General features: G+C 29.3%; 12 protein-coding genes. 9 read left to right on the top strand and 3 right to left on the bottom strand.

Going from position 1 to position 18577, the window contains the following annotated elements; genetic code table 11:
• Positions 1 to 375: 375 nt before the first annotated feature.
• From CDLVIII_RS27760 to CDLVIII_RS27745, 4 genes are all read left to right on the top strand, one after another.
• The gene (locus CDLVIII_RS27760; protein ID WP_009172807.1) at positions 376 to 1251 is read left to right on the top strand and encodes a phage replisome organizer N-terminal domain-containing protein; all 876 of its coding nucleotides are present in this window, start codon (positions 376 to 378) and stop codon (positions 1249 to 1251) included.
• Positions 1252 to 1365: 114 nt separating this feature from the next.
• Complete coding sequence (locus tag CDLVIII_RS27755; RefSeq protein WP_050816301.1) at positions 1366 to 1575, top strand: DUF4160 domain-containing protein; 210 nt, start codon at positions 1366 to 1368, stop codon at positions 1573 to 1575.
• A 6-nt stretch (positions 1576 to 1581) separates the two neighbouring features.
• Positions 1582 to 1848, top strand: coding sequence for a DUF2442 domain-containing protein (locus CDLVIII_RS27750; protein WP_009172805.1), 267 nt, complete (start codon positions 1582 to 1584; stop codon positions 1846 to 1848).
• Positions 1849 to 1872: 24 nt separating this feature from the next.
• A complete protein-coding gene (locus CDLVIII_RS27745) occupies positions 1873 to 3159 on the top strand; it encodes a M18 family aminopeptidase (protein ID WP_009172804.1) in 1287 nt (428 codons plus the stop codon).
• A gap of 162 nt (positions 3160 to 3321) precedes the next feature.
• Here the strand turns inward: CDLVIII_RS27745 and CDLVIII_RS31700 are convergent, their stop codons facing one another.
• Positions 3322 to 3495, bottom strand: coding sequence for a HepT-like ribonuclease domain-containing protein (locus tag CDLVIII_RS31700; RefSeq protein ID WP_186005614.1), 174 nt, complete (start codon positions 3493 to 3495; stop codon positions 3322 to 3324).
• Complete coding sequence (locus tag CDLVIII_RS30345) at positions 3485 to 3853, bottom strand: nucleotidyltransferase domain-containing protein (protein WP_085959810.1); 369 nt, start codon at positions 3851 to 3853, stop codon at positions 3485 to 3487. The genes CDLVIII_RS31700 and CDLVIII_RS30345 overlap by 11 nt, the downstream gene beginning before the upstream one ends.
• 267 nt (positions 3854 to 4120) lie before the next feature.
• On the opposite strand from CDLVIII_RS30345, the gene CDLVIII_RS27735 reads away from it, so the two are divergent.
• Positions 4121 to 4489, top strand: coding sequence for an HsmA family protein (locus tag CDLVIII_RS27735; protein WP_009172803.1), 369 nt, complete (start codon positions 4121 to 4123; stop codon positions 4487 to 4489).
• A 154-nt stretch (positions 4490 to 4643) separates the two neighbouring features.
• The gene (locus tag CDLVIII_RS27730; RefSeq protein ID WP_009172802.1) at positions 4644 to 13883 is read left to right on the top strand and encodes a glucoamylase family protein; all 9240 of its coding nucleotides are present in this window, start codon (positions 4644 to 4646) and stop codon (positions 13881 to 13883) included.
• A gap of 154 nt (positions 13884 to 14037) precedes the next feature.
• Here CDLVIII_RS27730 and CDLVIII_RS31695 read toward each other — a convergent pair whose 3' ends face one another.
• Positions 14038 to 14247 carry a hypothetical protein gene (locus tag CDLVIII_RS31695; protein WP_186005531.1) on the bottom strand — a complete coding sequence of 70 codons (210 nt, stop codon included), beginning with the start codon at positions 14245 to 14247 and terminating at the stop codon, positions 14038 to 14040.
• A gap of 583 nt (positions 14248 to 14830) precedes the next feature.
• On the opposite strand from CDLVIII_RS31695, the gene CDLVIII_RS27725 reads away from it, so the two are divergent.
• From CDLVIII_RS27725 to CDLVIII_RS27715, 3 genes are read left to right on the top strand one after another with little or no spacing between them, the layout of a single operon-like run.
• On the top strand, positions 14831 to 15841 hold the full coding sequence (locus CDLVIII_RS27725; RefSeq protein WP_009172801.1) for a hypothetical protein: 1011 nt from the start codon (positions 14831 to 14833) through the stop codon (positions 15839 to 15841).
• A 25-nt stretch (positions 15842 to 15866) separates the two neighbouring features.
• Positions 15867 to 17672 (top strand): ABC transporter ATP-binding protein, encoded by a 1806-nt coding sequence (locus CDLVIII_RS27720; RefSeq protein ID WP_009172800.1) that lies wholly within the window; start codon positions 15867 to 15869, stop codon positions 17670 to 17672.
• Positions 17673 to 17683: 11 nt separating this feature from the next.
• Positions 17684 to 18571: an ATP-binding cassette domain-containing protein gene (locus tag CDLVIII_RS27715; protein WP_009172799.1), complete on the top strand. Its 888-nt coding sequence runs from the start codon at positions 17684 to 17686 to the stop codon at positions 18569 to 18571.
• The last annotated feature ends 6 nt before the right edge of the window (positions 18572 to 18577 follow it).

The raw sequence follows: 18577 nt of genomic DNA, 5'->3' as shown, positions 1-18577 counted from the left end.
ACTGCATAAAAGAGTACCTCTCATTTCTAGTATGGCATATATTTCAAAGCACAGATTGGATATCTATGTAGATATCCAGAATGTGTAGAGTAGAATTAAGCGTGTATCAAATGAAAAGAGATATATGTTTATTACGTAAAACTATAAAGATTTGTTTAAACAGTTAAGAATTAAAAATTCATATTAGGAATTTTGTTCTTAACTTATAAAAGTCAGAAAGAAAACACTTGTTTATTTATATAGGCAAGTGTTTTTATATATAATAAAATTTGCCTGAGTAAAAGTTTTTTGTAAATTTTTTGAAATTTATGTAATCTTTAAAATTAGAGCATATATCCTATATAGAAATTATTAATATAGAGGAGCGTGTTAAAAATGAGGGAAAGAAAATTTGTTAAATTAAGAGTTGATATGCATGAGGATACTAAATTTAAGATAATCGATAGAATGGAGCAGAGAGATCTTATTTGCTATATTTGGATCAGACTTATTGCTTTGGCTGGCAAAGTGAATTTAGGAGGAGAATTATTTTTATCTAGAAATATTCCATATACTATAGAAACTTTATCTATAGAATTCAATAGGGAGCCTTCTCAAGTTGAGCTTGCTATTGAAACTTTTATAAAGCTTGAAATGGTTGAATTAACTGAAGATAAAATATATAGAGTTAAAAACTTTGCAAAGCATCAAAATATTAAAGTACAGGAAAAAATTAAAACAGAAGATAAAATTGAAACAAATTCTAAAACTTCTGGAAATAAATCTGTAGCTAATAATGAGCAGGATAAAGAACAATTAGGAGCTAGCTGTGAGGCAGCAGCTGATTTAAATAATAATATTATTTCATTAAACAACAGTAGTACAAATGAAAATTCAAAAGCTGATGATACAAATAGAGCTGGTAATATAGGCAGTTTGACTTGTAGTAATGATACTATAAAAACTGATGAATCTAAGGATGTTAAAATGAACTTGACTCAGAATATAAATACTATGAATAATATTGAATGTATTGATCAAACTTCTAATGATGCCAAGATTGAGACAGAAAGAATTCATGCAAAAAGTTTCGAGTTCAATGTTCCAGAATTATTAGAAAAAAAGAAAAGGGTTAGTAAAGGTAAAAGGAAAAATAATAATATTAGTGATGAAATTAATGTCAATGATGATAATGAAGAAGTAATAGAATTATATAACGGTGAAAGAAAGTTAGGGAAAAATGAACAGCTTGTGAGCAGTTTTAGTTTTTGATTCACAGGGTGTTTATGTATGTGTGAGTATAGTATATAATATGAATAAATGAATAAATGAACGAGGTGAATAATATGCCGGTTATCACAAGATTTTATGGAATAGTAGTTAAAAATGTATCCAAATGATAATGCACCTCCTCATTTTCACGCAATATATGGTGAATTTGTTGGAGTTATAGACATTAATACATTGGAAATGTTAGAAAGAGATTTATCAAATAGAGCTTTAAAATTAGTGAAAGAATGGGCTGAGAAATATAAAAAAGATTTAATAGATATGTGGAATACTAAGGTATTTAGAAAATTGGAAGGGCTAGAGTAACAATTTATGGATTGCCATAAGATAAAAAATATACAAGTGGATTCTCAGCATTATATCCTACTAGTTTTATTTGATAATGGAGTAGTTAAGGAAATTGATTTTAAGCCTAAATTAGACGAAGAGTTTTATGGTGATTTAAAAAATAAATTATTATTTGAACAAGCAAAAGTAGATACTCATGGATATGGGGTTAGTTGGAATGAAGATATTGATATTAGTGAGTATGAACTATGGAATATTGGAAAGATTACCAATAATCAAATAAGTAATTAATATATAATTAAAGAAGGTAGACATATGAGCAATACACAACAATTATTAGATTTTATAAATAAGAGTAAAACGGCTTTTCAAGGTGCCTATGAGATTAAAGCAATTTTGGATAAGGAAGGTTATGAGGAGCTTAAGGAAGAGGATAAATGGGACTTAAAAAAAGGCGGAAAACATTATGTAATGAAAAATGACTCTGCTTTAATTGCATTTGAAATTGGAAGCGGCGATATTGAAAAGGATGGCTTTAGATTAATTGGAGCTCATACAGATTCACCAGGCTTTAGAATAAAGCCAAATCCTGAGATGAAAGTTGAAGGTCATTATATTAAATTAAATACAGAGGTTTACGGAGGAGCAATACTCAGCACATGGTTTGACAGACCACTAAGCATAGCAGGAAGAGTGACCTTAAAAGGAGAAAATCCATTTAAGCCAAAGACTCAGTTAATTGATATTAATAAGCCAGTTTTAATCATTCCAAATTTAGCAATACATATGAATAGAAGCATTAATGAAGGCTATGAATATAATAAGCAGAAGGATACATTGCCACTACTTACAATGGTTCAAGATAAACTGGAAAATGATCAATATTTAATTAATTTAATTTCAGAGACCTTAAAAGTAGATGCTAGTGATATATTAGATTTTGATTTGTTCTTATATGAGTATGCGGAGGGAATTCTATTTGGAGCAGATAATGAATTTATATCATGCGGAAGATTAGATGATCTTTGGATGGTATTTTCAGGCTTAAAGGCTTTAACTAGTAGTAATGAAATTAAGTCGACTAAAGTTTTAGTGGCTTTAGATAATGAAGAAATAGGAAGCTTAACTTCGCAAGGTGCAAATTCCTCTATTTTGAGTAATATTTTAGAAAGAATAGCTATAGGCCTAAGAAAAGAGAGAGAAGATTTTAAGAGAGCCTTAAGTAATTCAATAATGATTTCAGCAGATTTAGCTCACGCACTGCATCCAAATTATACTGAAAAATGTGATCCAACAAGCAGACCAATGCTTGGAAAAGGACCAGTTCTTAAAATTGCAGCGGGAGGAAGCTACTCAACAGACAGCTATGCAAGTGCAGTATTTAAGGGAATATGCGAAAAAGCTGGAGTACCATGCCAGGTATTTGTAAACAGATCAGACTTAAGAGGCGGAACAACAATAGGGCCTATTACAGCAGCAAAATTAAACATACCAGTAATAGATCTAGGTGCACCAATACTTAGTATGCATTCAATAAGAGAATTAGCAGCTGTAATGGATAATGAATATATAATTAGAGCGTTTACTGAATTCTTTAATTAAGATAGTGAAATCAGATAAGAATACTAAATCCTATATTGGAAAGGAGCCTACAGACAAAATGTAGACTCCTTACTTTTTTATATATTATTTTTAACTTATACTTCATAATTTCTTACAAACGTTATGATACATCTACGATAATGAAGTTTCATCAGTAGGATTTTATTTTCTTGAAATAACACTAACAACATTACTAATAAATTTTTCAAAATCACTAATATTATTTTGAACTATATCATATATCATTTCATCACTTATGTTAAAATACATATGAACTATCCTATTTCTGAATTTTGCCATATTAAAGTATATAGATACATCTTTATCAAATTTCATTAATATTGCCCCCATTAATGTTATAACTTTCGTAAAAATCGTACATAAATCGATCCAGATAATATTTTTCATCTCTATATTTATTAAATATCTCCTCCATAAAGTCACAGACTTTATAGTAATCTCCTTCATAAATATTTCTATTTTCATCTATAACCTTAAACTGCAAAGTTATAGGGGCAGATAATAAGTTAATTGTGTCAATATTATCAAAATCAGCGATTTCACTGATTTTACAGGATATAGACATTTCGTCCATAATACCAACCTGTTTGTCAAATAGCAATGCAATATCAATATCACTATCTTCTCGCTGATTTTTTGTTCCATATGAACCTGTAAACCATGCCGCTAGTATATTATTGCTACTTTTAAAATAATCCTTTAATTAATTAACCAATAGAATGCAAAACTGGTTACGGACATCAATTAGTAACAGTTATGCTTATTTGTGATATCTAGTATAGTTTCAATGTTTATTTTAGACACTTGCAGAAATGCAAGTGCCTTTTACTATGCACTAGAAAAATTATGTATACTCTATTCATAACCGTATATTATTATTCGTTAATAGAATAATAATAGAGTCTATTATATTTACAATTAAGGGAGGAAGGTACTTATTATGCTAATTTATGCAATAATAACAATTACATTGGCTCTCGTGTTCTATACTATAGGGGTATGGATCGAAAAAATTCAAGGCGGCCTCAAGAAATGGCACTTGATTATGTTTTATTTAGGCTTGGTATTTGATACTACTGGAACTACAATTATGAGCACAATTGCAGCTGGTGGGTTCAAACTTAATTTTCACGGTGTTACAGGTTTACTAGCGATTATTCTGATGTTATTTCACGCATTTTGGGCAACTGTAGCATTAATTAAGAAAGATGAAAAGACCAAAGCAAACTTCCACAAATTAAGTATTACTGTTTGGATTATCTGGCTAGTACCTTTCATTTCAGGTGCTTTATTTGGTATGACAAGATAATAAAACTATTGCATAACATTAAGGTCAAATGTGCAATTGGATAATTTTATTAAGAGCATTACATAAATAAATTAAGAATACTTTTTATAATTTTGGTAAAAATATCTCCGTTAAGTAATTATTTTTAGATTACATGAAGAAGGGAGTTTTTTACTTGAAGAGAAATAATTCTTATGGAGTGAGGAAGAGTGTTTTAAGAGAACTTGCAGAAGGCTTTTCTTGCATCCATGATAATTTCATGTACTTTCGTAAGTTATCAAAAAATGGAGATAAGATGCTAGGGGCATCTGAATGGCTTCTTGATAATATATATTTGATTGAAAGAGAATATAAAGCAATAAAAGTTGAAATGCCTATAGATTATTTCAGAGGGTTATCTTCCATAGGTGAAATTAATAATGATAAAGATCATGAAAATGAGGAATTGGTTCCACGTATTTTTATGGTGGCGAAAAATTATATTAATGCGGGAAATGAAATTGATTGCGATAAATTTATAAGTTATATAAATGAACTTCAAGGGAAGAATACAAACGAAAAGTCTTTTAATAAGGATAAGATTTTTACAATGGGAGAATTATGGGCATTTCCTCTCATGCTGAAGATAGCAATTATTATAAACTTATCTAAATATACTAATGAACTTGTTAATATTCAAAAGGAAATTATAAAAGGAAAAAATTTAGCTGAGAAAGTTGTTGATGCCATTAACAATAATAAATTGGATGATGAGATCAGCAGTATTTTTTCTGAGGGCAAAAATATAAGCAATTTATTCTTAAGAGAATTTTTTAGAGTTTTAAGAGATAATTCCATAGAGGATAAACGAGTTGATAAGTTTATAGAATCTAAGTGGAAAATGAACACTGATTTAGAAAGTAATAATATTAAAAGTGAATTGCGGGAAGAATCCTTAGAAAGGCATATTGGTGAATACATAACCTCTATTAGAAAAATAGAAGGAATAAGCTGGAGAAGGTTTTTTGAAAGCACTTCTTTAGTTGAGCAGATTCTAAAAAAAGATCCAGAAGATGTTTATAATAAAATGGATTTTGAATCTAAGGATTATTATAGGCATAAACTTGAGAAAATAGCTAGAACTGCTGGAATGAATGAGATTGATGTTGCAAATTATATCTTAGGATTTGCACAAAATAGCAAAGATAATAAGGAAGAAAGTTATAAATGTCATATTGGTTACTACCTAATAGATGATGGGGTAAATGAGTTAAAAAGATACAGCAATAATATAAGAACTGTGATTTCAGAAAATGTATATGTATTGTCCAATATTCTTGGGACAATAGGCTTGAGTTTTTTGATTTTGTTTGTGAGTACCTTACTCGGAGCTGTCTATACTAGGATGCAATATATGCTTTCGTTCCTAGTTCTATTAATTCCGGTAAACGAAATCGTAATTGCTCTTACTAATTATACTGTGAGCAAAATTGGTGATATAAGATTAGTTCCTAAATTAAATTGCATTGAAGGAATTCCTGATAAATATAAAACAATAGTTGTAATTCCGGCAATAGTAAGTTCAAAAGAAAAGATTCAGGAACTTATGAAAAAATTAGAAGTAATTTATTGTGGTAATAAAGATAAAAATTTATATTTTGCTTTGCTTAATGACTTTTCAGATTCTGAGTATGAAAGCGTAGAAAAAGATGATGAAATAATTAAATCTGGAATAGAATGTGCTAGACGCTTAAATGAAAAATATTATAACGACTTTATGAATGATAGTGAAAGTAGATTTTTCTTTTTGAGCAGGCAGAGGATTTATAATAAGAAGCAAAGAGTATATATGGGAAAGGAAAGAAAACGCGGAAAATTGATGGAGTTTATGGCTCTTATCAGAGATAGAAAGGATCATACATATAATGTTCTTAGTGATAACATAGAAATACTTAAAGATGCTAAATATTTAGTTACGCTGGACGAAGATACTTTTATGCCAAGAGAAAGCATCTTTAAACTTATAGGTGCTATGAGCCATGTTTTAAATATTCCACACATAATAGGAAACAAGGTAGCTAGGGGATATGCAGTAATGCAGCCTAAAGTAAGTATAAGTTTAGAAGCTAAAAATCAGACTTATTTTTCGAAAATCTTTGGAGGAGAAGAAGGTGTAGATGGGTATTCAGTAGCTTATTCTGATACTTATCAGGATTTATTTGGGGAAGGTTCTTTTACGGGTAAGGGAATAATATGTATAGACGAATTTTATAAGGCACTGCATAATTCTATAAAAGATGATACGATCTTGAGTCATGATCTACTTGAAGGTGGTCTTGCAAGATGTGCACTTTTAAGTGATGTAGAATTTATTGATGGATATCCTGGATCCTATGAGGCTAGCTCCAGAAGACTGCATAGATGGGTCAGAGGAGACTGGCAATTAATAGGCTGGCTATTTTCAAATAAAATGAGTTTATTATATAAGTGGAAGATATTCGATAATTTAAGGAGAAGTTTACTGGCACCTAACTTACTTCTTACTCTTATTTTATCCTTGACTGTCTTAAATAATGGAAGTCAAATTGTATTACTTGCTTTTTTAGCATTAATAGTACCTTTAGTATTTACAGTAACGGATTTCGTTGTAACGCCTAAAAATAAATTAATGGGAACATTTAAGACCTTTGACCAGATGGTGTTAATAGTAAGTTTTATTCCTTATCAAGCTTTTTTAATGCTTCATGCAATAATAGTAACACTATTTAGAGTTCTTATTTCTAAAAGAAATCTTTTAGAATGGCAATCAGCAGATCATGTGGAGAAAAAAATAAATAATGATTTTACTAATTACTTAAGGAGGATGTGGATTTCTCCGGTAGTTGGAATAGTAGTACTTTATTTATCACTATATAGTTCTCTTGGAGCTATTGCTTATAATATAGTGGTTGCTGGCCTTTGGATTGTCGCTCCTTACTTCGCTTATTTTATAAGTAAGAAGATACCAGAAAGAAATAAAAATCTTTTAAGTAATGATGAAAAAACATTCCTTAGAAAAGTTTCAAGAAGAATATATGCATATTACGAGGATTTTGTTAATGAAGAAAACAATTATTTAGCACCAGATAACTATCAGGAAAAACCACTTAAGGGCGTTGCCCATAGAACCTCTCCAACCAATATTGGTATGGGTATTACCTCTAATATTGTTGCATACGACCTAGGATATATAACCATGACAGAGTTTGTTGATAGAACAGAGCTTATATTAAATAGCATGAAAGGTCTGCAAAAAGTAAATGGCCATTATTTAAACTGGTATGACACGAAAACAAAAGAGCCCTTATGGCCGAGATATGTATCAACCGTTGATAGTGGAAATCTTCTAGGAGACTTATGGCTGCTAAAAGAAACTTTAAATGAACTTAAAAGCAATAAAGTAATAAGAACTAAAGAGGTAATAGCTTTAAATGATATTTATAAGATAATTGAAGATGAAGATTCTTTTCTTAAACTTAAATTTTCATCACATATAAATATTGGAGAATATTTTAAAACCTTAATCGAGATCTCATTTAAACTTAATGAGTTAAAGGATAATGAAAATATATTGGGGGGAGCATCAAAGGAAAATGATTATAATAAAAATGGGGCAAAGCCTGAAAATAAAGAAACAAGGTATTGGATTAACAAGCTTATAAATGAGGTTAATAGGAAAATAGAGTATTACAATCTCATGTTTGACGGCTTAGAAAATATATATAGCAGAGAATTTTTTGAGGGTGTTCCGAGTATTAAAGAATTAGTAAAGAGATGCGAGGAAGTAAAAAGAAAAAATGGGGATAACTTTAAATGTTCCTTAGGACAAAAGATTGATACCTTAAGAAATTACATAAATAAAATAAATCATTTAATAGAAGATATTGATGGTATCTCAAAGGAAATGGACTTTAATTTTCTTTATGATAAAACCAGAGGTTTGTTTTCTATTGGATATAATGTAGAAGAGAATTCACTTGGAAATTCATATTATGACCTATTGGCATCAGAATCAAGAATAGCATCTTTTGTTGCTATAGCTAAAGATGATGTGCCTTCGTCTCATTGGTTTAAGCTTGGAAGAGCGATGACGAATGCATTTCACAGCCACTCTCTTGTATCTTGGAGTGGGACTATGTTTGAATATTTTATGCCTTCACTCATAATGAAGAATTACCCAAAAACTTTACTCAGTCAAACCTATAGGGCTGTAATAAAAGCTCAAATAAGTTTTGCAAAACAAAAGAAAACTCCTTGGGGAATATCAGAATCTGCATTTTATGAATTTGATCCTTCTGATAATTATCAATATAAGGCGTTTGGAGTTCCAGGACTAGGCTTAAAGAGAGGTCTTGAAGATGATCTTGTAATATCCCCATACTCAACTTTAATGGTTCTTCCTTTTGCTAAAAATACTGCAATTAAAAATCTTAGAAGGCTTGAAGATATAGGAGCTTTAGGACGATATGGGTTCATTGAAGCTTTGGATTATACTAAAGCAAGAAGTGATAAATATATAATGACACTTTCAGAAAATGAAGCTGAATTAAAAGTTGCAAATAGTACTTTAAATAACAATAATATATCAACAGCTGAAGAAAATTATGCACAAAATGTGGATAAGTATGAAGAATCTGTGGATAACCTCCTAAAAAGCGTGGATAATGTAAGGGATAAAAAAGAAGGTTATATTGTTGAAAACCATGTGAATAATGTTGATAATGTGGATGATTTTGAGGAAAATAACGAAAAACATATAAATAATGCGAATATCAGAGGCTCTAAGGTTTTAAGTTATCCACAAAGCATTAACAAAGTTATGACTTACATGGTACATCATTTAGGAATGTCACTCATGTCTTTGGATAATGTATTGCTAAATAATATATTAGTTAATAGATTTCATGATCTGCCAGAAGTTAAGGCGACTGAACTCTTATTAAAGGAAAGAATACCACAGTATGTAACATTTGAAAGAAATGAAGATTTTTCTATAAAGAATAGATATTTTAAGGGAGAAGTATTAATTCCAAGGATATTCGAAAAAGTAAATCAAGATAGTCCACAGTTTTTGTTATTAAGTAATGGAGACTATTCATCCATGATTACAGTGGGTGGAAGCGGATATTCAAAGAAAAATGATACTATGCTTTATAGATGGAAAGGAAATTCAACAAGCGATGATAGTGGAGTTTTCTTCTATATAAAGAATTTAAATTCTAATGATTACTGGAGCTCAACTTATGAACCTTGTAAGAGTTCTGGAGATAAATATTTAGTAGAATTCAATTTAGATAAAGCAAAGTTTAGCAGAAAAGATGGTAACATTGAAACTGAAATGGAAGTTGTACTCTCTTCAGAAGAAAATTTTGAAGTAAGAAAGCTCACTTTAAATAATTTGAGCGATAAAGGAAGAAGTGTTGAGATAACAAGTTATATAGAAATAACTTTAGCGGCCTTTAGTGCAGATGCAGTCCATCCAGCCTTTTCTAATTTATTTGTTCAGACTGAATATGATTCAGAAGAAGAGATACTTATAGGCAGCAGAAGACCAAGAGTTAAAGATGGAAAGATTCCTTATGTCTTCCACAAGGCAGTTGTTAATGGTGAGCTGGAAGGAAGCTTATCCTATGAAACTTCTAGGCTAAATTTTATAGGCAGAGACAGGGAATTAAAGAATCCATTGGTCATGGATAATGATAAAGCTTTAAATAATACAGTGGGAACAGTTTTAGACCCTATAATGAGTATGCGTACAAGGATTAGATTAGAAGCAAAATCTAAAAGAGAAATTTATTATATTACAGGAATATGCGATTCAAAGGAACAGGTGCTTGAAATATGCAGAGAATATAATGACTATAAAAAACTTGATATAGTATTCAAGAATTATAGCATAAGTACACAGCTTGAGCTTAAGAATTTAGGAATAAGAAGTGCAATGGCTAATGCTTTCCAAAGTGCTGCAAGTAATATATTCTTCTTAAGCAGCAGCAGAGAAAACAGAGAAAATTATATTGAGAATATTTCAAAGCATCAAAAGGATTTATGGGCTTATGGCATCTCAGGAGATTTACCTATTATAATGTTATTTATTGAAAAAGGAGAAGATGTAAACATAGCGTTTACTGCTGTAAAATTTCATCATTATTTAAAACTAAAAGGAGTTAAATTAGATTTAGTTATATATAATAATGAGGAAGTTACTTATGAAGCACCCCTTCAAAAAAATATAATGGATATAATAAGAACTTCTAATGAAAGAAATTCCCTAAACAAATCAGGTGGAATCTTCGTGCATACTAAAGCCACTATGGATTCTGAAACTAAAGATTTATTAATAGGAATCTCAAGGATATATTTAGATAGCAAGAATAGTCTAAATTCCTATGTATATTCAGAGAAAAATTTAAATACTTATATGAATTTAGATGCAGAAGGTTTAGATTCACGTATAGCCCTTAGAAACAATTCAAGGTTTATAGATAAATATAAGAAGGAAGAAAATTCAGAGGATATATCAAAGCAGGAAGAGTTAAAGGATATACAAAAGGAAGAAACTTTAAGGGATATACCATATGAAGTATATGATAATGATGAAGAAGTAATAAATAACTATGACTTGATTAAAAATACTAAGGGGCCAGAAAAACAACATGATTTGAGCAGGAAGAATGAAAAAGTAAATGAGCCGGAAAGCTACAAAAATAATATGAAGAAGGCTGCTAACGAAATTGCTGAGGAGTTGACTTTAGAAGTTGATAAATATAAAGATAAGCAAGTTAATAGAGATGAAGCCGAAAATTCAATTAATATAGGTTATAACCATGAAGCTGAAACTTCAATTAACATGGGTTGCAACGATGAAGCTAAACCTTCAATTAATATGACTTTTAGCGATGAGGTTAATGAGGATTTTAAAATAGAAGATTTAGATTTCTTTAATGGATTTGGAGGCTTTAATAAAAAAGATAATAGTTATGTGATTAAACTATCACATTATAAGAATACTCCAGCACCTTGGATTAATGTTATTTCTAATGAAGATTTTGGATTTCACATATCGGAAACAGGTTCAGGTTATACTTGGTGTGGAAATTCAAGAGAAAACAAGATAACACCTTGGAGTAATGATTATATTAGAGATCCAGCCGGAGAAGCTCTTTATGTCAGAGATAATAATTCTGGTGAGTATTTTTCAATAACACCAAAACCAGTTAGAGACTCAGGAGATTATATAATAAAGCATGGTTTTGGATATTCAGAATATAAGCATACAGCCTATGAGCTTAAAGGGAAACTTGAAGTTTTTGCACCTAAAAATGAAAGAATAAAGCTTCAAAGGGTTACCTTGGAGAATTTAAGTAATGAGGATAGAGAACTTTCATTATTTTACTATGCAAAACTCGTTCTAGGAGTTTACGAGTATGATAGTGCAAGATATATTTCTACATATATAAAGAAAAATCAAGGCAGCGGGAATGAAATTAGTAATGGATTCATAGGAGCGCATAATCCTTATAGTGAGTACTTTGGAAAATTAAATGCTTATTTAACAATTATAGGTGGAGAAGAAACAAGTTTTACTGGAGATAATAAGGAATTTATAGGGATTGGTGGGGAAACAGCTAAGCCACAGGCATTAAGCAGTAAGAGTTTAAATAATAAATTCGGGGGGATTTATGATCCATGCTTGGCAGCTCAAACTACTTTTAAATTAAGAAAAGGTGAAAAGAAGGAATTAGTAGTTTTATTTGGCCAGGATGAAAAGGATAATATAGCAAAATTCATAGAAAAATACAGTAATTTTGCAAATGTAGAAGATGAATTAGATAAAGTAAAACAATATTGGAGACATTTCCTTGGAAATATACAAGTTAAGACACCAGATAAATCTTTAGACCATCTTTTAAATGGATGGCTTTTATATCAAACCTTAAGCTGTAGGTATTTAAGCAGAAGTGCATTTTATCAAAGTGGAGGAGCATATGGTTTTAGAGATCAGCTTCAGGATTCCATGTCTCTTGGAGTTGTAGAGCCTGAAATACCAAAAGCACAGATTTTAAGAAGTGCATCAAGGCAATATGTAGAAGGAGATGTACAGCATTGGTGGCATCCAGTTGTTAATTCTGGAATAAGGACCAGATTTAGTGATGATCTTCTATGGCTTCCTTATGTAACTGCAGAATATGTTAATTCTACAGGAGATTATGATATTTTAGATGCAAAAGCTCCTTATCTTGAAGATGAACCTTTAAGAGAAGGCGAAGATGAGAGATATACAATAGTTAATCAATCTTCAAAGGAAGGTACCATATATGAGCACTGTTTGAAGGCCATAGAGAAAAGCTTAAAATTTGGAATTCATAACATTCCTTTAATGGGCAGCGGAGATTGGAATGATGGAATGAGCACTGTTGGAAATAAAGGAAAAGGAGAAAGTGTATGGCTTGGATGGTTTTTGTACTCCATTTTAAACAGCTTTATTGAAATTTCAGAAATAAGAAATGATCTGGAAACAAAAAAACACTATGAAGAAAGAAAAGGCTTTATAAGAGAAAATTTAGAGAAAAATGCATGGGATGGAGGCTGGTATAGGAGAGCGTATTTTGATGATGGAACTCCACTTGGTTCAAGGGAAAATCCAGAATGCCAGATTGATTCCTTAGCTCAAAGCTGGTCCATAATTTCAGGAGCCTTTGATGATGAATACAAATTTGAGCCTAAAGTAGATAGTAAAACAAGAGCAATGGAAGCAATGGAAGCTGTTGATAATAATCTTGTTAAGAGCGATAAGGGTATGATTTTGCTGCTTGCACCACCATTTAGTAATTCAGAATTAGAACCAGGTTATATAAAAGGTTATGTACCAGGAGTAAGAGAAAATGGAGGGCAGTATACTCATGCAGCCGTATGGGTAATCTTAGCTTTAACTAAGCTTAAGCTTGGAGATAAGGCAGTCAAATACTATAATATGATAAATCCTATAAACCATTCAAAGACAGAATTAGAATGCATGACTTATAAAGTAGAACCATATGTAATGTCAGCGGATGTTTACATAAAGGAGCCTCATGCAGGAAGAGGAGGCTGGAGCTGGTATACAGGAGCTTCAGGCTGGATGTATAGGGTTGGAATAGAAAATATTTTAGGCTTAAGAAAAGTAAAAGATAAAGGATACAGCATAAATCCATGCGTTCCAAAAGATTGGAAGGAATTTGAGATAAAGATTACAAATGAAAAAGAAGAATATATTATAAAAGCTTCTAGATTAGAGGAGAATGCTGAGCTGGATATTGGAAGTAATACTAAAGTAGTGATTAACGGAGAAGCAGTAAAAGATAATATAATTCCAAGGAATAAGGGTAAATTAGATATAACTGTATACTTTAATTAGTTAGCAGTTAAGAACTGAACTACCAATTAAAAAAGAAGAGCTTTTAAATTAGTTAAAAACTAATTAAGGGCTCTTTTTTTGTTCATTTAACAAACCTGTAAATCCTCATAAAATGAAGGATTTCTTTGCTTGTTTTTAATTATTTTAGTTATGCTTAATTCGTATTTTTACACATAATGCGAAAAATGTTTTTACGCAAGTAGCTTGCTACTGTTGCTTTTGTTACAATTTGCAGTAAACTACCATTTTCCTCATTTAGCTTATTTAAGGCTATAAGTGCAGGAACAGAAAGAAAATATCTATCTAAAAGTAGAATTGATTTTTCCACTAAAGTTTTTTTGATTGAAAAACCATTTTGAATCATTTGAACAATATGAGATTTATGTTGTTCTTAAGACTATATCCAGTTTCGGATAGTTTTAACACCATCTTTGAGATTAATTAAAAGAGGAAGACAGAACATCTTTGTGTTATTTCCCGCAAGCATGCCTATACCACCAAACATATATTTTCCTTTTTAAGAATAAAAAGAATACTTGCAAAAAAATAAATAAGATATAGCGTTTAATACTTGAAAATATACGTTTAATGAAAAATATATTTACTTAATTTTGATATTGTGAGAATATGTGGTTAAGGCAACTGAATAGGCACAATAAATAATAAAGTATTAGAGAAGCATGTTTATGGAGTGTACCAAATATCAAGAGAATGATTATTATAATAAATTTGTCAATGGTAATTTCAATCAATGTTTAAACAGTAGTGAAATTTATTATTTATAAAGAATAAATAATAAAGTTTTTATTGGAAGAAGGTGAAATATTATTAATTTAAATAATATATACGATTCTAAATATGAACATTTATATATATTAATTGCAAAAGGAATAGAAGAAAAAGAAAAATTCAGTGGATTAGCTCATGTTGGCGAACATGTATGCTTAATGCCATATTATAGTATATTAAAAAAGCCATCTTTAAAATATGCATATGGCTATACATGTTTGGATCATGCATGTTTATATTATACAGCAATAAAAGAAGAAAAAGAATGGATTAATTATATAGATGATTTGATAGAGAATGGAGATATAATAAATACTCAGAATGTAGAAAGAGCAAAAGTTCAAGTGATAAATGAATGTATTGGTATGGAAAAAATCACTATTGAGAGAGAAAAAATAGTTAGATTTGTAACAGAAAATAGAATTGGTTATTTTGCTATGGGAAAAATTGATGAGATTAGCAAAATAACATACAAGGATGTTGAAGCTTGGCTAAATGATATAAAAAGAAAAAATATATTTTATAAAATTCGGTTCAATGAAAAAAGAGAAATACAAGAACAAGTGAAAGCTATAATTGAAAAAGATAAATTAGCTAAAAAAATAAAAATAAGTGAATGTATATTCGATAAAGATATGGTTTTACATATTAATGAAATAGAAGATAAGAAATGTACAATCGACCTATATTTTAAAATAAATAATATTTTAAGTATAGAAGAATCAATAATTAAAGAGTTTATATTATGTTATTTACAATATCTATGCCAAAAATATTTTCATACTGATACTTATGTAAAGGAAAAATATTTTACTTATTCAGAGAGATATATAGTGATTACTGTAATTGATATCACTGTAGATACTTCAAATAATACAGCAAATAAATTAAGAAGATGTTTAGAGAAAAGAAATACTGTTAAAGAATTATTCTATTATAAAAAATTCTTTTATAAGTATATAAAAGAATGGTCTTTGCAAGATGAAAGTAATGAGGATTGGATCAATAAATTTTACAACTATGTATTGTATGATATACCAATTTTTGATTTGAAAAATGTTTTGGAATTAGCAGATGTCATAGATGAAAGAATATTTGAACATTTAGATTATATTACTCATCAGCCAATAAAAATAGTTATAAAAAATGCGAGAAAATCTAAAAAATAAATAATATCTGTTATGGAGTGATGTAATGAGTGATAAATTGAATTTCAAGCAGAAGTTAATGCTATTGAGAAAAGCTATTTATATACTACTGTCTGCTTCACCAATATATTTAATACTAATATTCGGTGTAAGTATTTTAACAGGTTTAATTGCACCTATTAATTTATTAATATGGCAGAAGTTTTTAGATGTAGTAGTAATTATGATTTCACAAGAAAAATGGTTAAATATAGGAATTGAATCGTTGATATTGCTATCAATAGTTACACTACTAGGATATTTATTAAATGGAATTTTACAATATATCAAACAGACATATGGCGATTTGTTAGACTTGCATATTACTGAAATGATATTGAAGAAAAGTTTGAAATTTTCCATGGAAATGTTTGATGATTCAGACACATATAATCATATAAATATGGCTATATCTCATACATCACAAAATTGTTTGAGTCTATTAGATTCAATATCAGAATGCATTTATTCTATTATTAAAGCAATCGGGGTTATAGTTATAATAATACAATTTGATTGGAAGGTCGTTATTGTAAGTGTAGTTTCAGCATTACCAGCATTATATATTTCTTTAAAAACAAACACATATTGGTATAATGTATTTTTTGAACGTACAGAAAAATTTAGATTAATTAATTATCTAAAAATGATATTAATTAAAAACGAAAATATTAAAGAAATAAAGTTGTATGGAATTGGGCTTAAAATAGTACAAATTATAAAAGATAATTATCTAAAGTTCTTAAAGAATGATAAAAAAGCTAGGAAAATCCTATTAGCAAAGAAGGTATCAGCTCAAGGATTAGATGAAATAATTTCGACTTTTCTTAAAGTTTGGATTTTAATATTATCTATTGAAAGTAAATGTAGTCTGGGAACTATTGTGTTATATTTTAATGCACAAGATAATTTAAAATCATCAATTATCGAATTGTCAAATCAAATTTCTGTATTGCATAATAGTATTTTATATCTAAGATCACTAGATGTTATAGAAAAAACAAATATTCAAGCCGATGAAATTAATAGAAGAATAGATTGTAAAATTTCGTGTATTGAATTTCAAAATGTTTCATTTAAATATCCCCAAAATCAAAAATTTGCATTAAAAAATATAAATTTTAAATTCGAAGTTGGAAAGACATATTCTATTGTAGGTCTTAATGGTTCAGGAAAAACAACTTTAATTAAATTGTTGTTAAAGTTATATAAACCTACTCTGGGAAAAATATTGATAGATGGAATTAATCTGCAAGAAATTAATGATGAAGAATACTATTCAAATATTAGTGCTATTTTTCAAGATTTCATAAAATATCCATTCAGCATACATGATAATATTGCAGTAAGAGGTAATAAAAAGAAAGAAACATATTTTTCTAAGGCAGTTAATATAGCAGGTATAAAAGATTTAATTGATGGGTTACCATTTAAAGAAGAAACATTATTAATGAAAGATTGGAAGTATGGAACGGATATATCTCAGGGGCAGTGGCAAAAAATAGCGATAGCAAGATGTTGTTATTGTGATAGTTTAATATGTATATTTGATGAACCATTTTCATCTATTGATGTAGAAGCAGAAAATCATATTATTCAACAAATAAATTCTAATAAAAAAGAAAGATTGGCAATATTTATTACACATAGGTTTTCGAGTATATCATTAGCAGATGAAATAATAGTTATGAAAGAAGGAGTAATTCTTGAACAAGGTAAACATATGGAATTAGTAAATAATAAAGGACTTTATTATGAGTTATATTCTACACAGACAGATAAGTTGAATAAATCTGTAGATAATGCATGTTAGGAGGAAATGAAATGAAATTAACATTAAACAATATCTGTAAAAATTTTTCAGGTAAAAAGGCTGTAGATAATGTTAATATAGAAGTTTCTAATGGAATATGGGGACTAATTGGGGCTAATGGTGCTGGAAAAACAACATTAATGAATATTATATGTGATATATTAAAACCTAATAGTGGTGCTATTTATTTTGAAAACCAACCTGTGCTAAAGCTAGGTGGTGAATATAGAAGTATTCTTGGATATTTACCGCAAAATTTTGGCTGCGATGGAACATTTACAGTAAAGGATTATTTGGAGTATATGGCAGGATTAAAAGGCGTACCTTATGTAAAGGCAAAGAAACAAATTAATAAGTTAATTGAAGTATTAAGTTTAACAGAATATACAAAGAGGAAAGTATGTCAATTATCAGGTGGAACAAAAAGAAGGGTAGGAATAGCACAAGCATTATTAAACAAACCTAAAATATTAATATTTGATGAGCCAACAGCTGGGCTAGATCCAGGAGAAAGAATTCGATTTAGACAGCTTGTATCGGAGTATGCAAAAGATAAAATAGTTATTATATCAACTCATATAGTATCGGACATTGAAAATATATCAACAAAAAATATCATTATGAGGCAAGGTAAAATTATATCAGTTGGAAATCGAGAAAAATTAATAAGTAATCTTATAGGTAAAATATGGACTGCCTATGGTACCGAAAATGAAGTTAACTCTTTATTGAAACAAGAAAATATTATTAACATTCATTATGGGGATAATAATAAATTAGAGGTAAGATATGTTAGTGATAATCAAATATTTGAAAATGCGCAAAGCTGTGTTCCTACTTTAGAAGATGTATATTTGTGGGAGTTCAAAGAAGAGATTAAAAATTATAAGTTAGGGTGAGGAAAT

This window comes from Clostridium sp. DL-VIII (assembly GCF_000230835.1).
GTDB lineage: Bacteria > Bacillota > Clostridia > Clostridiales > Clostridiaceae > Clostridium.
The sequence above is the reverse complement of the archived record's forward strand: the minus strand, read 5'-3'. Positions and strand labels throughout refer to the sequence as shown.

Coding starts and splice junctions, on each gene's coding strand:
- CDLVIII_RS27760 (WP_009172807.1), top strand. CDS start 376: ATGAGGGAAAGAAAATTTGTTAAATTAAGAGTTGATATGCATGAGGAT.
- CDLVIII_RS27755 (WP_050816301.1), top strand. CDS start 1,366: ATGTATCCAAATGATAATGCACCTCCTCATTTTCACGCAATATATGGT.
- CDLVIII_RS27750 (WP_009172805.1), top strand. CDS start 1,582: ATGGATTGCCATAAGATAAAAAATATACAAGTGGATTCTCAGCATTAT.
- CDLVIII_RS27745 (WP_009172804.1), top strand. CDS start 1,873: ATGAGCAATACACAACAATTATTAGATTTTATAAATAAGAGTAAAACG.
- CDLVIII_RS31700 (WP_186005614.1), bottom strand. CDS start 3,495: ATGAAATTTGATAAAGATGTATCTATATACTTTAATATGGCAAAATTC.
- CDLVIII_RS27735 (WP_009172803.1), top strand. CDS start 4,121: ATGCTAATTTATGCAATAATAACAATTACATTGGCTCTCGTGTTCTAT.
- CDLVIII_RS31695 (WP_186005531.1), bottom strand. CDS start 14,247: ATGATTCAAAATGGTTTTTCAATCAAAAAAACTTTAGTGGAAAAATCA.
- CDLVIII_RS27725 (WP_009172801.1), top strand. CDS start 14,831: ATGCCATATTATAGTATATTAAAAAAGCCATCTTTAAAATATGCATAT.
- CDLVIII_RS27720 (WP_009172800.1), top strand. CDS start 15,867: ATGAGTGATAAATTGAATTTCAAGCAGAAGTTAATGCTATTGAGAAAA.
- CDLVIII_RS27715 (WP_009172799.1), top strand. CDS start 17,684: ATGAAATTAACATTAAACAATATCTGTAAAAATTTTTCAGGTAAAAAG.